Annotated in this window: 14 protein-coding genes; 6 read left to right on the top strand and 8 right to left on the bottom strand. The window is 48.5% G+C overall.

Annotated features, from left to right (window positions below):
- Positions 1-111: 111 nt before the first annotated feature.
- Together PMIT1303_RS06760 and PMIT1303_RS06755 are read left to right on the top strand one after the other, a co-directional pair.
- Positions 112-792, top strand: a complete 681-nt coding sequence (locus PMIT1303_RS06760) for a trans-aconitate 2-methyltransferase (protein ID WP_063398242.1) — start codon at positions 112-114, stop codon at positions 790-792.
- Positions 793-1,204: 412 nt separating this feature from the next.
- The gene (locus PMIT1303_RS06755; RefSeq protein WP_369818712.1) at positions 1,205-2,887 is read left to right on the top strand and encodes a peptide chain release factor 3; all 1,683 of its coding nucleotides are present in this window, start codon (positions 1,205-1,207) and stop codon (positions 2,885-2,887) included.
- A gap of 82 nt (positions 2,888-2,969) precedes the next feature.
- Here PMIT1303_RS06755 and PMIT1303_RS14335 read toward each other — a convergent pair whose 3' ends face one another.
- Positions 2,970-3,185: a hypothetical protein gene (locus PMIT1303_RS14335; RefSeq protein ID WP_063398058.1), complete on the bottom strand. Its 216-nt coding sequence runs from the start codon at positions 3,183-3,185 to the stop codon at positions 2,970-2,972.
- A gap of 68 nt (positions 3,186-3,253) precedes the next feature.
- Here PMIT1303_RS14335 and PMIT1303_RS06745 point away from each other — a divergent pair, with 68 nt between their 5' ends.
- Positions 3,254-3,949, top strand: coding sequence for a CPP1-like family protein (locus PMIT1303_RS06745; RefSeq protein WP_063398057.1), 696 nt, complete (start codon positions 3,254-3,256; stop codon positions 3,947-3,949).
- Between the two features lie 378 nt (positions 3,950-4,327).
- Here the strand turns inward: PMIT1303_RS06745 and PMIT1303_RS06740 are convergent, their stop codons facing one another.
- A complete protein-coding gene (locus tag PMIT1303_RS06740) occupies positions 4,328-4,960 on the bottom strand; it encodes an ABC transporter ATP-binding protein (protein ID WP_063398056.1) in 633 nt (210 codons plus the stop codon).
- 117 nt (positions 4,961-5,077) lie between these two features.
- Here PMIT1303_RS06740 and PMIT1303_RS06735 point away from each other — a divergent pair, with 117 nt between their 5' ends.
- The 3 genes from PMIT1303_RS06735 (at position 5,078) to PMIT1303_RS06725 (ending at position 7,372) form a co-directional block, all read left to right on the top strand.
- Positions 5,078-5,527 (top strand): DUF3531 family protein, encoded by a 450-nt coding sequence (locus PMIT1303_RS06735; protein ID WP_011130165.1) that lies wholly within the window; start codon positions 5,078-5,080, stop codon positions 5,525-5,527.
- 8 nt (positions 5,528-5,535) lie between these two features.
- On the top strand, positions 5,536-6,312 hold the full coding sequence (locus tag PMIT1303_RS06730; RefSeq protein ID WP_063398055.1) for a 16S rRNA (uracil(1498)-N(3))-methyltransferase: 777 nt from the start codon (positions 5,536-5,538) through the stop codon (positions 6,310-6,312).
- 307 nt (positions 6,313-6,619) lie between these two features.
- On the top strand, positions 6,620-7,372 hold the full coding sequence (locus PMIT1303_RS06725; protein ID WP_063398054.1) for a DUF92 domain-containing protein: 753 nt from the start codon (positions 6,620-6,622) through the stop codon (positions 7,370-7,372).
- 4 nt (positions 7,373-7,376) lie between these two features.
- Here the strand turns inward: PMIT1303_RS06725 and PMIT1303_RS06720 are convergent, their stop codons facing one another.
- The 6 genes from PMIT1303_RS06720 to PMIT1303_RS06695 form a co-directional block, all read right to left on the bottom strand.
- The gene (locus PMIT1303_RS06720) at positions 7,377-8,093 is read right to left on the bottom strand and encodes a sigma-70 family RNA polymerase sigma factor (protein WP_231901371.1); all 717 of its coding nucleotides are present in this window, start codon (positions 8,091-8,093) and stop codon (positions 7,377-7,379) included.
- Between the two features lie 166 nt (positions 8,094-8,259).
- Positions 8,260-8,937 carry a GDSL-type esterase/lipase family protein gene (locus PMIT1303_RS06715; RefSeq protein ID WP_063395939.1) on the bottom strand — a complete coding sequence of 226 codons (678 nt, stop codon included), beginning with the start codon at positions 8,935-8,937 and terminating at the stop codon, positions 8,260-8,262.
- 22 nt (positions 8,938-8,959) lie between these two features.
- Positions 8,960-10,525: a hypothetical protein gene (locus PMIT1303_RS06710; protein WP_063398053.1), complete on the bottom strand. Its 1,566-nt coding sequence runs from the start codon at positions 10,523-10,525 to the stop codon at positions 8,960-8,962.
- Positions 10,522-11,265 (bottom strand): ATP-binding cassette domain-containing protein, encoded by a 744-nt coding sequence (locus tag PMIT1303_RS06705; RefSeq protein WP_063398052.1) that lies wholly within the window; start codon positions 11,263-11,265, stop codon positions 10,522-10,524. Before PMIT1303_RS06705 ends, PMIT1303_RS06710 begins: the two co-directional genes overlap by 4 nt.
- The gene (locus PMIT1303_RS06700; RefSeq protein ID WP_063398051.1) at positions 11,262-12,161 is read right to left on the bottom strand and encodes a putative selenate ABC transporter substrate-binding protein; all 900 of its coding nucleotides are present in this window, start codon (positions 12,159-12,161) and stop codon (positions 11,262-11,264) included. Before PMIT1303_RS06700 ends, PMIT1303_RS06705 begins: the two co-directional genes overlap by 4 nt.
- 23 nt (positions 12,162-12,184) lie before the next feature.
- Positions 12,185-13,363, bottom strand: a complete 1,179-nt coding sequence (locus tag PMIT1303_RS06695; protein WP_063398240.1) for a pyridoxal phosphate-dependent aminotransferase — start codon at positions 13,361-13,363, stop codon at positions 12,185-12,187.
- Positions 13,364-13,526 lie beyond the last annotated feature (163 nt).

The raw sequence follows: 13,526 nt of genomic DNA, 5'->3' as shown, positions 1-13,526 counted from the left end.
GATAAGTACGGGAACGCTACCGCCACTCATGGTGTCTGCAAGCTTTAGTAACACCATCGACAGTGCCTAGCTGAGACTAGTGAGAAATCTGATTGAGATCTTGTGAAGCGTTTGCCTGAGCCGGAGTTAATGGATGATCCGCTTCAGGCCAAGGCCTATGCCGAAGCAGATTTTTCCTGTGGTGATGAGGCATTGATCAATCGCTTGCAGGAGTATCTGATCAGCTTGTGCAAGATTCCTTCTCCAGGCAGCATGATCGTTGATCTTGGTTGTGGACCTGGAAATATTTGCGAGCGTCTCCAGTGCCTCTGGCCTGATGTGATGGTGCTTGGCATTGATGGTGCTCAAGCGATGCTTGATCACGCTTTGCAACGGCAAAAAGCGATGGCCGCTGAACTTAAGGGACTGACCTATCGCTGTTCCAATCTTTCATCACTCGTGAATCAATGCGTCGATTTGAAATGTTCGGCTGCTCTTGTTGTTAGTAATAGCTTGCTTCATCACCTTCATGACCCCAATCTTTTATGGCAGGTCACCAAGTATTTAGCAGCCCCAGGTGCGTTTGTTTTTCATCGCGATCTGCGTCGCCCCTTATCGACTAAACAGGCTATTGCGCTTCAACAAAAACACATGCAGGAAGCACCTTCTATTTTGATTCGTGATTATTTGGCGTCTCTGCACGCAGCCTTCACCTTGGAAGAGGTGCAGTCACAGCTTGGTCATGCAGGGCTAGATCATTTGCATGTGATCGAAGTTGAGGACAGGTATCTCGACGTATTTGGTACGATCTAAATGCATAGGGTCAGTTTGATTTATGAGGCCTTCTCGCCCTTTCTCACAAGTGCGGGTGCAAGTCTTTTCCCATTGAATTGAGTTGTCGCTGAAGAAAGTATTGAGATCAAAGATGGTGTTGGCGCCATAGCCCTCAGGAAGGGGTCAGTACTAGAAAGCGATGATCTTGGTTGTGTCGGTGGATCAGAATTGATTGTGAACGCTTAAGCACTTTTCCCGAACAGTTTTTCTCACTGAGATGAGTTGAGATTGAAAAACTGATCACAATCAATCATTGACAGAGGCTGAAATATCAGCCTTGCACCTGCCAAGAAGTGAATTCCTTGTCTTATCAATCTCAGACGCAGTCAAAGGCTTGATCATTTATCGCACCTTTAATATGCACTTGCACCCGCCAGATCTTCGTCAACGCTTGACCTCTCTTCCCGATTCCACGAGCCCGCCGATTGATTCGGCCTCTTCAATCGATATAGATCAAGTCCTTGAGGCCTCGTTGGCTGAGGCCATTAGCCGTCGCCGCAATTTCGCAATCATTTCCCATCCAGATGCGGGGAAGACCACCCTTACAGAAAAATTGTTGCTTTATGGAGGTGCGATCCAGCAAGCAGGGGCTGTTAAAGCCCGTGGTGAGCAGCGCAAGGTGACCTCTGATTGGATGGAGTTGGAGAAGCAGCGGGGTATATCGATCACCTCCACCGTGCTGCAGTTTGATTATGCAGATACCACAATTAACCTTCTTGATACCCCCGGACACCAGGATTTTTCCGAAGATACTTATCGCACCCTGGCGGCTGCAGATAATGCGGTGATGTTGGAGGATGCAGCTAAGGGTTTAGAACCTCAGACAAGAAAATTGTTTGAGGTATGTCGCATGAGAAACATTCCAATCTTTACTTTCATAAACAAGATGGATCGTGCAGGGCGGGATCCTCTGTTGCTGTTGGATGAGATTGAAGCAGAGTTGGAACTAATACCTTGGGCCGTGAATTGGCCTATTGGTAGTGGGGAGTTGTTTCGTGGTGTTATTGATCGTCGAACTAGAAATGTCGTTCTTTTTACACGAGCGGAAAGGGGCCGGCAAGCCAGTGAACGCCACCTTCATCTTGACGATCCGGAATTACCAAGTCTTGTCGAGCAGGAGCTTTTGGACCAAGCTTTGGAAGAGCTAGAACTCTTGGAGGCAGCAGGTGCAGAGCTTGATCTGGAATTAGTGCATGCAGGCGAGTTGACGCCTGTGTTTTTTGGTTCAGCAATGACCAATTTTGGGGTAAGGCCATTCCTTGATGCCTTTCTTGAGATGGCGCAGCGTCCGGTAGCACGTTCTACAAGTGAGGGTCCTGTTGATCCTTTGCGATCGTCCTTCAGTGGCTTTGTGTTCAAATTACAGGCCAATATGGATCCTCGTCATCGTGATCGTGTCGCCTTTGTAAGGGTCTGCAGCGGACGTTTTGAAAAGGACATGACGGTGCGCCTAGCACGAACCGGTAAATCCATACGTCTATCTCGCCCACAGAAGTTATTTGGCCAAGAACGCTCGGTCGTTGATGATGCCTATCCAGGTGATGTTATTGGTCTAAATAATCCTGGTATGTTTGCGATTGGTGATACTCTATATACAGGCTCTAGAGTTGAATACGAAGGTATACCATGCTTTAGTCCTGAGATATTTAGCTGGTTACGTAACCCGAACCCTTCAGCATTTAAAAATTTTCGTAAAGGAGTTAATGAGTTAAGAGAGGAAGGTGCTGTACAAATTCTCTACGACACTGATCAGAGCAAGCGGGATCCGATTCTTGCTGCAGTAGGTCAGTTGCAGCTTGATGTTGTTCAGCATCGTTTAGAAAACGAATATGGCGTTCAGACCCGCCTTGAACCGATGGGATTCCAGGTGGCACGGTGGGTCAGTGATGGTTGGCCTGCTCTAGACGAGATGGGTCGAATATTTAATTGCAAGACCGTTCAGGATGCCTGGCAGCGTCCTGTTCTCTTGTTCAAGAACGAGTGGAACCTTAACCAGCTTCTTGATGATCACCCTGCGTTGGAACTTAGTGCTGTTGCGCCTGTGGTTAGTGGTGTAGAGCCGATCAGCCTCTGAGCGCTGGGCTTAAATCTGCTTCCCTGACGAAAAGAACTCGCGATTCACTGCTCTAGTTAGCCAGAATCGTTAAAGAATGTTTTCAGTGGTAGTGGACAACCAATGGCTGATACGCCCCTGTGTTGATGGTGGCACTGAGTACGTTTGCTTTCGTGTTGCAAGCTGCAATGAACAACCTGAAAGGGTTGAAATGCTTGTTGGCTTCCACCTTCCACCACAGATGCCGTTGCTCAAGAGGAGGCAGTGGATGGGACAGCAAGAGGCTTTGGTTTGTTGCAAACAGCTCCAGAACAGCCATGGCTATCGCTATGGTTCCCCCCTCTTTTGAGCTGGTCTCGATACGCTCAGAGTAGTTCTCTTAGAACCATGGCCTCGGGCATCGGCTCCAGTTCGAATCCAGGGTCGCAGGATCCGTACTCCATCCTTGGTCTTGAACCAGGAGCCAGCTTTGAATCTGTGCAACAAGCAAAGGAAAAGCGGCTTTTAGAGGTAGGCGATGACCTGCAAGCCAGGGCAAGGGTGGAAGCGTCTTATGACGCTGTGCTCATGTCCAGTCTCAAGGAACGTCAGCTTGGCAAAGTGAGCAATGCTGCAGTCAATGCCTCTCAGCGAGAGGAGCTGCAAGTCGAGACAGCTGCTCGCAGTGGTGGAAGCAATGCACTGCTTACACGCCTACGCAATATCAATTCATCAACTGCTAACACCAAACCAGGAGAATTCTGGCCGAATCTCTCTCTACCTGAAGGTCAGGGCCTCACGGTTCGATTGATCTTGGGAGGACTTGCCTTATTGCTTGTGATCGTTGCTCCTGTTGGAAGTACGGAGCTTATCCTTGCTGTATCAACAATTGCTCTGTTTCTGAGTCAGATCAGACGAGGTCGTCGCCCACTTGCATCATTGGGTTGGAGTGTTCTCTTACTTGCTAGCGGCTTGATTCTTGGGGGACTCCTCCTGCAAGCCATGACAGCTTTAACAAGCGTTACCCTGCCGATTACAGGAGACCAGCTTGAAGCGGTGCCAACAGTGTTGTTGCTTTGGGCTGGTGCACTCCTTTTGGCTTGATTAGATAAGACCCATGAATAATGGCTTACTTTCACCATCTAATTAACTGATAAAAAGCATTTGTTTCGCTTTTGTCAAGCAATTAAATATTTTTTTGATTGTTATTCAATTCTATATTGCGAGCAAGCCTGGAGAATGCTTTTGAGTTCTTCAGCAAAAAAAAACTTAGTGTTGCAATATTTTTCGGCGCCCAAGGCACCTTGGAAGTAATATTTTTAACTTTATCCACTACCTATTGATTTAAAACTCAGGAAGATTTTTATAGATCGCTAACCCATTTAGCTTTTAAAGCGTTGCTCATGAATGGTTGGCCAGTGTGAATTGTTTCTCTGTGACTTTCGATTACGAAGGCAGCTAGTTATCTAAGTTGATTGAGAGCTATTTAGGCTCCTTATGAAGCTGACCTGAATCGAGCCGATACGCTGCACTTGACAAACCCTCAAAGAGTTCTGGCTCATGAGTGGCCACGATTAACAACTGATCTCGAGCAAGCTTGGAAAGCAGTTCCAATACCTCATCACGTACTGACCAATCAAGCCCGGCGGTCGGTTCATCAAGCAGCAAAATGGTTGGCTTGCGCAGCAACTGAACAGCAAGAGCAAGCCGTCTTTGTTGCCCTCCACTGAGACGTTCTGGTGCTTGCTTCATGTTGATCTGAGCCAGTCCAACCTTTTGTAGCGCTTGTGTTTGATCCCCACTGGTGAGTCGGCGATGCCCTAAGCGCAGCTCCTGGGCAACAGTTAATCCAAGAAAGTGCCGCTCTGGGAATTGAAATACGACCCCACACATCCAGCGTCGTTGACGCTGATTTAAGGGTTTGTGTTCCCAGTAAATGGCGCCTTGTTGAGCACTTGCAAGTCCACTGATCACCTCTAGCAGACTGGTTTTGCCACTTCCACTAGCGCCAGCTATTACAACGGGTTGGCTCGCATGAGCAATGAGATCAACTCCCTGCAGCACAGGTTCTTCAGATGTTGAGGGACGGTATTGAATGTCTTTTAGCTCCAGCATGAGCACCTCACTTCTCTGGTCACAGCAGCCAATGATCCTCCAATTTGATTGATGAATGCTTGCTTATGCAGACGGATCTGTCGAATGCCGCGATGATGCAGCCATCGTCGAGCTTTCATGGACGTTCGTTTCCGCGAGGTTGATCCATTCAACTGTTGGCTATGGCTTCACTTTGCCGATGTACCAAGCCAGGGTGAGCAAAATTACGTCGATGGCATCTTTGATAGTTGGTACGTGATTGGCCGTTTGGGTGGATTTAATGCTGAGAACCTACAAGTCCATGAGGAAGGTGCGGATCTCAGCTGGATCACTTACGACAATGAAGACGCCAGATCCGTGATCCCTGCGCTGATGCACAACATGGGCCAGTTGGAATATCAAGGCTGCTGGGCACGTTGTTGGGTTGATCTTGGTACAAGTGATGCTGTTGCACTTGATGTCTTGATCAACGCTCTCCAACAAATTGACTCCGATGTGGTGCAGTTGGATGAAGTGTTGATTGGTGGTGTCAATGATGACTGGCCTGTTGAGCCCCATCCCGACAGCATCTTTCCTGTGGAGGCCTAGGCAGTCTCTTGGCTGAGCTCAGGCGCCTTTTGGTTGAATCGCAGCGGTTTGATGCAATCACTGCTTCTGACCATTTGTTATCTCTCAAGCAAGACGAAGTCCATTACCTGCGCAGAGTGCTTCGCCTTCGCAATGGGCAAGCGGTTGCGGTTGTTGATGGTGTTGGCCATTTCTGGGAGGCCCATCTACAAGCAGGTGATTTTTTAAAACTTGACACGTCACCTTCGTCTCCTTCTCTACAACAACCTCGCCATCGTCAACAACTCGGTTTGGCTGTTGTTCTCCCAAAGCGTGGCTTTGAGGAGGTTTTGAGGATGAGTTGTGAACTAGGCGTCAACCTGATTCAGCCTCTACGTTCTGATAGGTGTACTCCTCAGGCGGAGGAGCGACCATTGCGATGGAAGGTGATCCTTAGGGAAGCAGTTGAGCAATCTGAGCAGCTTTGGCAGCCAGAACTTTTGCCCATAGCAGAAGCTTCAGCCTTGTGGAAAAGTCCACCAGATCATGCAGTTTTTGCTTTGGCCACCACTCGTCGGCAGGGACTGATTGATCTACAACTTTTGATGGAAGGATTGACCCCAGAAATCAACCAAGTCACAGTTGCGATTGGTCCTGAGGGTGGTTGGAGCCCACTTGAAGAGTGTGCCGCTGAGGCCGCCGGTTGGGTGCCTGTGGCGTTGGGAGATTCAATCCTGCGCACTTGCACAGCTGCTGTGGCAGCAGCTCAAACAATGGTTTCAAGTCGACGGATCAGCTTGTCAAGAGATCAGTCAAGATCTGATTGAATTCCTGCAGGCTTGTTTTTGATCTACGCGGCTGCGTATTTGCTCACGAATGTCAGCGCTTATCGGCGTCTTTTTCAAGCAAACCTTCATCTCATAGCGGCTTCCTTTGGCTCGAGGGCTTGGACTTCTTCAGTGATTTTCTGCACAGTCTTTTGAGGTGATAATTTTCTCAATGCTGAGATTGAGAAGATCAAAACCGTAGGCTGTTTTTTCTGCTTGATGCTCTGGTCTGCCAGACAGCGTCAAGCAATAGCCCACGCTTGCTGTCTCTTGTCCAATCTGGCCAAAGGCAGTGCTATCAAAGTTGATGCTTTTTTCTAATCCGACTCTGGTTCAATGGCTCTGGGCTTTTGCTTTCAATGCTCTATTGATTGCGCTGGCCCAGAGGCTGCCATTACTCACTTCCTCCGGATGGATTCATGCCGGGGCACTAGGCACCATCCTCTGGGGGTGTCTGGGCTGGCGTGGGTGGCTTGCGGTAGTGATTTATCTCGTACTGGGATCGATGGTCACCCGTCTTGGCATGGCCCAGAAGAAACTCGCTGGCCTTGCTGAGGGACGTGGTGGCAGGCGTGGGCCTGAAAATGTCTGGGGATCTGCCGCCACTGGTGCTGTAGTGGCAATCCTGATCAAACTGGGCCTTGGTTCCCAGTCTTTGCTGATGATCGGTTTCGCAGCAAGTTTTGCTGCGAAACTTGCTGACACCTTCGGCAGTGAGATAGGCAAACGTTGGGGCCGAACCACTGTGCTCATCACCACGCTGCGTTCTGTACCTGCTGGTACGGATGGCGCCATCAGTCTCGAGGGCACTCTCGCAAGTGCCCTTGGCAGTCTTTTGATGACCTTCGTGATGGTCTCCCTCTCTCTGTTGCCTTTTGGTTTCCAGGCGGTCTTGGTTGCTTTGATTGGCTTATTGGCCACTCTTATGGAGAGCCTTTTAGGCGCAATTGCTCAGAACAAAATTAGTTGGCTGAGTAATGAACTTGTTAATGGTTTACAGACAAGCTTTGCTGCTGTTTTTGCCATCGCAATCGCCGCTTGGCTTGGTTTGGCTGCTTAACCAGCTAATCAGATTTGTTTGTGGACCAAAGTTGAAGTTGTTTAATTAAACCTCGCAAAACTCTTCGCAGCTTGTTCTCCTTCATCTTTTCGCTCTTTGCTAACTGTCTCAAGCTGATGTCATCGATGTAATGGGCGTAAAGCAAGTGTTGCTGGTGGGGTGTTAGACGCTGAATAGCCTTTTTTAGCCATTGGTATTGCAGATCCGGTTCTTTCTGCTTTGGTGACTTGAGCCGTTCCAATAATGGGACTCTCTTCTCAACATGATTGCCACCTGTTGAACTCTCTTTGGCATCCAGAGATACAAGGTGTGTCTGCCATATGGCTTCCGCAGCTTGATGCCAGCGCTCTGAACTTACATTTAATTGTGCAGCCAGTTGCTCTTCGGTGAAAGGTTTTAAGCCATCATTCTGCTGCTTCTGCTGGAGTCTCATGCCGCGGGTATATAGGTCTCTCAGTCGCCAGGGCACTCTCACAATCTGGCTTCTGTCTCTGCGGAAATGGAGGATCTGGCCGTTGGCACGGGCCATTGCATAGCTACTTACTTTAAATCCAAGATTGGCATCGAATTTCTCCATCGCCATGATTAATCCCAGTCTTGCTTCTTGAATGAGATCATCCAGTTCTTCTCCGCCACGGGTGGCTTGGCGAGTTGCTGCAAGGTGCGCCAATCCAAGGTGTTCAATTACAGCCTGATTGCGTTTTTGTATCGATTCGGGCAATGAAAATGAACGCTTATACCTAGAGCACTTTGTTCTCTTTCTCAGCAAGGTTTTGTAAGAAGTTTGTGCCATGACTTGACTTTCTATTGACATTCTTAACTTTCTGCTTTTCTGCAACGCTGGTAAACCATCTAAAGGATGAACATCGGATTCCTTAGGGGTGATTTCAGCCAACCGTAGGAGTGAAGTTTGTTAGTGGTTCGAGCTGTGCCCACTCCAGCAGCGATGTCCATGCCATCACCCGATGGTGGATCCAGTCATGTCCCTCTGAGTTGAGATGGATACCATCGGGTTCGATCCAGCTGAGCCAGGCAGGTTCATTGAGCATGGCGTTGTGCAACGGCAGAAATGGCACATCAACCTCAAGACAGGCTTCCTCAAGCTGGGCTTCATAAACGGCCCCCGATTGGTTTGAATACCAGAGGCATTGCGCAAATGGCATTACAGCTTCATCGACAGGAGTGAGGCCCATCACCATCACCTTGGTGAGGTGTTTCATCTCTGTCAGCATTTGCTGCAGGCCAAAGCGAAAGGCCTCTGCTGTGAGTTGGGGCCGGCCATCGGGGCGTCCAATACGTGCTGTGTCATTGAGGCCCACCGCCAGTAGAACTGCATCAGGAACCTGACGACGGAGTTCGCCTCGACTTTGCCATTCCTGTTGCCAGCGTTTGGCAACACTTTCCAGCCCATCACCACGAATTCCAAGCTGGTAGACCACTGGGGCATCAGGGAGGCTCATCCATTGGCATCGCAGACGTTCACACCATCCGCCCCCCTCTCGATCCCCCCATCCATAAACACCACTGTCACCAATGACAACGAGTCTCTTGTATGTATTGGCCATCACATCGACAAGTGGAACCTGATCAGCTTTGTAGGTCTACAACCATAGGTAGCTTTTTAGTTGAACCAGTCCAGTGATATCGCAAGCGATCAGTGATTGATTCTCCGATCAAGGTCAGAGCTGTGAACACCGCGATTAGGACACTGACCTGTGCCCAGTTGAACGAACCAAGAGATTCGATCAACTGCCAACCCAGTCCAGTGCCTCCAACCATGCCAACTACCACGGTTTCACGCAAAATCACGTCCGTTCTGTAAGCGGCATAGGCTAAATAGCTACGGCTTTGGCCGCTAAAGGATCCATAGAGCCAAGCCGATCGTGCTCCGGCGCCAGTCGCGCTTAGGGCTTTCAAATTGTTGTCGCTTTGTTGGTCAAGTCCTTCTTTTAAGAGGCGGCCCATCACTCCAATGTTGTGGGCTCCAAGTGCAAGAGCAGCAACAGCCACACTCGGTTTGCTGAAGAGCAGCAAAAATAGAGCAGTAAGAGGGGTTGGCATCAGTCTTAGCAGTCCCCAGATGATTCTTTGTATTGCTATTCCCAGTCGGCTTGGCCAAACCATCATTGCTAGTGGCGGTGTTCCGATAGCTATTCCTGCTGCTAACACTGTTAGCAACATCGTGCTGCTGATTAATTGGATCCATGGGAGAGCATTAATAGCATTTATTAGCTCATCAACAGTTGGTAATGGAAGGGGACTCCAGTGAAGAGGTTCTCCTAGATCAATATCAACTGCATTGAGCCAGGGAATACTTAGAGCGCAAAGAATCAATAAGACAATCAACATTGTGGCAATTTGCCATATTCCATTTTTCGATAATATGAAATATCCACGTATCAAACCTAATATCTGCTCAAGACTAAACATCACTGCTGCCAGTAACCATAAAGCTGTCCATACGTCCTTGAATTGAAGAGATTGAAGTGCCAGTTGAAGGTCAGTCCCAATACCACCTAATCCAAAAACCCCCAACACGATTGCCCCTCTTAATGCACATTCAAGTCGATATCCGACATAACTCAATAAGACAGGCCCCATCGCAGGGCCAAGAGCTGTTATCAATGCGGAGGAGGAGCCCGCCCCAGCCTGTTTTAAGCCCCTTAAGGCTCGACGATCCTGGGTGTCAAGTTGATCGCTTATGACTCGAGCAACAAGTGAGGTGTAAGGAATGACGATTGCAACAATTGCTACCCAAGGGCTCAGTCCAACCATTTGAAGTAACAACAAACCCCAGAGCAGTTCATGAATTGCTCGCGGTATTGCCAAAAGTCTGCGAATCACAATCGCTGGCCAGCTTTTTCCTAAAAAGGTCTCCCATACCACCCTGGCGCTGGCTATGCCAAGACAAATTCCAAATATTGAACTGATTGACCAGCTAAGAAGAGCTGTGGCCAAAGTGATCTGTATTCCTCTAAATACACTTTGAACGACCTCTGCTTGAATAGATGGATGAACGGCAGCGCATATAAACTCCCATAGGAGAGTGACTCCACCATTGTGGAAACTTATGAGGATAGAAATAAGTACAGGCAATAAAGCCAGTGCTGGCAAAAGGCTCAGGATTGGAGGAGTTGGACTAAGGCGACTCATGCAGATCCGTAGATCAAGGCTAAGGCTTCTTCATCAAGACAGTCAGCAGGTTGATCAAAGACAACTCTCCCAGACTTAAGTGCGATTACCCTGTCAAAGTGCCGAAAAAAGGAAGGTTGATGCAGGCTCATCAAAAGGGTTCTTTCTTCGCCCATATCACTCGTCATCGTGTTGTCCAAGAAAAGATGGAGGATTTCCTTTGCAAGGATTGGATCGAGACTGAATAAAGGTTCATCAGCGAGAATGAGTTCTGGTTTTTGACGTAAGAGGCGTGCTATTGCCACTCGCTGCCGCTGTCCTCCGGAGAGTTCGCTTACCATTGCAGAAAGGATACTCGTTGAAAGACCTACTTTTTTAAGACATTCACTGCAGGCATTTAATTCGATTGGCTTGAGTAAATTAGCTAGAGCCCATAGTAAATTTCTGTTGGCTAACGCACCACTGTTAATGTTTTGTGCAACGTTGAGCTCTTCTACAAGACGAAGATCTTGCCATAGAGTTCCTATTTTTTGTCGTTGACGTTGCCCTAAGTTTGAGGTTGGATAATTTTGCCAAAGCACCTTACCTGAATCAGGGATAAGAGTACCGTTGGCAACCGCTAATAAGCTACTTTTTCCTGATCCGTTGCTACCTACAAGTGCAACACGCTCTCCAGAGGAAATGCTAAGGTTAATATCATTAAGCCGATTCCCTCTACTGCTTTGAACAAATACGCCCCTTATTTCAAGCAATCTTCTCACTGAATCTTTCCTAGCTGTCGACCTATCTCCTCGATCGTTATGTATTGAGTTTTGTCTGCATCTACAAAACTATTTGCCCCAAAAAGTTCAAGTATTTTTTCTTGAGACTTTGAATCTTTCTTTAACCCAGTTAGAGTTGACTTTAGATTCTCAGTGAAACCATCGCCAAATTTTTCATCGAGATTTGGTTGTGCTAGCCAGTGATAGTCGGCATATGGGGGCGTCCTCCAAATCACTTTAACTTTAGCTGGATCGATGCGGCCATTTCTCTGAGCCGCTTTCCATACGCTTTCATTCAGGGCACCAGCGTCAAATGAACCACTTTGCACCAAAGCAATTGTTGCATCATGACTGCCACTGAAACCTGGCTTGCCTCCGGAAAAATCAGTCATTTGCACACCTGCTTGCTGAAGGAAATGCTGAGGCATTAATCTTCCAGAGGTGGAACTTTCTGAGCCAAAGGTGAAGCGCTTCCCATTAAGTTGTTGAAGTCCAGACTGGTTTTTTAATGGCTTAATTCCGCTCTTTGTATTGGCTATAAATACACTTGTAAATTTGGCATCAATATCTCTTTGAGCGATAACTTCTGCTCCTGGCTTCTGCAACCTAGCTTGTACACCTGTTAGGCCTCCAAACCAAACAAGATCAAGGCTGTCGGTGCGGAATGCACTGACTGCGGCTGGATAGTTCGTCACTGCTTTGTAGCGAACGGGCACGTTTAATTCTTTGCTCAGTTCAGACGAGAGTAGGCCGTATAAACGGTTCAATCGCTCAGGATTCTGATCGGGAATTGCCCCAATACGAAGTGTCTTCTCAGTTTGATTAGTGCAGCTCAGTAACCCAAAGCAGCAGATCAATGCAGTGAGGACCAACGCCCGGTCTGGTCTTGAAGGCATGTTGTCTTTGTTGTGTTGTGTCTTTAGCTCTGTTTCAGAGCTTTGCGGAGACGTTCTAGTCCATCGCAAATCGTTTCATGGGACACAGCACAAGTGAGGCGTATGCAACTGTCGTCTCCGAATGCGGCACCTGGAACCATGGCAAGCCCATAGTTTTCAAGAGCTTGCTGACAGAAACTTACTGAGTCGAGGCTTCCTTCAGGTAGTTTTGGGAAGGCATAAAAGGCACCTTTTGGAGAGATCAGGCTGATCCCTTCAAGGCCAAGCAAGCCAGAGGCGAGGAGTTCGCGTCGGGTGTTGTAGCTATTAACCATCTTTTTCACACACTCTCTTGAGCCTTGCAGCGCGGCCAAGGCTCCACGCTGAGCGAAACTGCAGACATTGCTCGTGCTCTGGCTTTGGAGGGCAGTGGCCGCTTTCACTGCATCAGCGGGGCCGGCTAGATAACCCAACCGCCAACCAGTCATTGCCCAGCCCTTGGCAAAGCCGTTAACGATGAAGGTTCTGTCTGAAAGATCTGGTGCTATAGCAGAGAAGCTGTGATGCTGTTGCCCGTCTTCAAGAATGAACTCGTAGATCTCATCACTCATGACAAGGATCTGGGGATAATTTCTTAGCAGATCGGCCAAAGCTTCCAGCTCCTTGCGTGCCATTACACGACCGGTTGGGTTGCCCGGGGAATTAAGTAATAACAGACGGGTTTTTGGGCCGATGGAAGCTTCTAGGTTGTTGAGATCTAGACAGAAACCGTTTTCTGGTGTGGATGCAAGTGTTGTCACCTTTGCACCGGCTAAGCGGGCCATTTCTGGATAACTCAGCCAATAAGGAGCAGGGATTAAAACCTCATCGCCTGGATTGAGGATCACCTGAAACAAGTTAAAGATTGCTTGCTTGCCTCCATTGGTCACCAACACTTGCTCTGCATTGGTTGGCACAGTGTTTTCTTTGCTGAGCTTGGTGGCTATTGCCTCACGCAGTTCAGGGTCTCCAGCGGCAGGGCCATAACGGGTGATGCCGTCACGGAGTGCCTTCACCGTGGCATCAATGATGAATTCAGGGGTATTGAAATCCGGCTCACCAGCACTCATGCTGCAAATGTCGCGGCCTTCTTTCTGAAGAGCCTTTGCTCGAGCACTGATTGCCAGTGTGAGTGAGGGCTGAAGGGCAACGACTCGGTCGGAAAGATGAGGCGGGAGTGGCATTGGTGCCGCATCCCCTTGCGGGATGCCCGTAAGGATCACATCTTGCCTGATGCTCTGACATGGACAACCAACTTCTTTCAATTGGCTTTTTAAAGGTCATGGTTTGCTTGGGTTGGAAACCATTGTTCTTTGGAGGTCAATCGATCTTGACAAGAGCTAGTTT

The sequence above is a fragment of the Prochlorococcus sp. MIT 1303 genome (assembly GCF_001631965.1).
Taxonomy (GTDB): domain Bacteria; phylum Cyanobacteriota; class Cyanobacteriia; order PCC-6307; family Cyanobiaceae; genus Prochlorococcus; species Prochlorococcus marinus_D.
The sequence above is the reverse complement of the archived record's forward strand: the minus strand, read 5'-3'. Positions and strand labels throughout refer to the sequence as shown.